The sequence below is a fragment of the Acidovorax sp. genome (assembly GCF_046291265.1).
In the GTDB taxonomy this organism is placed as follows: domain Bacteria; phylum Pseudomonadota; class Gammaproteobacteria; order Burkholderiales; family Burkholderiaceae_C; genus Acidovorax.
In genome coordinates this window covers 1-520 of record NZ_JBKBTV010000199.1, presented here as the reverse complement: position 1 = coordinate 520, position 520 = coordinate 1, and the positions used below count along the sequence as shown (strand labels likewise).

The following is a 520-nucleotide window of genomic DNA, read 5'->3' as shown; positions in this document are numbered from 1 at the left end:
CAGCCTGGCATTGCCGAACCCGGTTGCCGCCCGGCTCCCTGTCCGCTTGCCCGACTGCCGCAGCGAGGGCACGACGCCGACATGGGCGGCAAAGGCCCCGGCGGACCGAAAGCGGGCCGGGTCGCCGACGATGGCGATGATGCGCGCGGCCGAATTGGGGCCGATGCCGTCGATGCTGGTCAGCAGGCGGCCGACCTCATGGGCGTCGAGCAATCCGCCGATATCCCTTTCGAGCTCTTTCAGGCGGCGGCGCCAGAGGTCGAGATCCTGGCAGATATGGCGGACCTGAAGATCATAGACCGGACCGTGATGCTGGCCGACGGACCGTTTTGCCGCTTCGACCAGCCGCCCGGCCAGATCTTCGCCGACCCTGTGACGCCCGTCATGGCGCAGCTTGGCCAGGCGGCGCGGCGGGGTGCGGGCGAAGGCCGCCGCAGTCGGGCATTCGGAGAGCAGCGCCGTCGCGAGCATCGTGTGCATGCGCTTGACGTAACGTGTGAATTCCGGAAACCCGAGATCG

The 520-nt window shown here is 68.7% G+C and carries 1 protein-coding gene; it reads right to left on the bottom strand.

The window, feature by feature from the left end; translation table 11 throughout:
• Window positions 1-480 (bottom strand): transposase (locus ACK41V_RS23880; protein WP_409786205.1); only part of this gene is annotated, 480 nt, incomplete at its 3' end.
• Window positions 481-520: the final 40 nt, after the last annotated feature.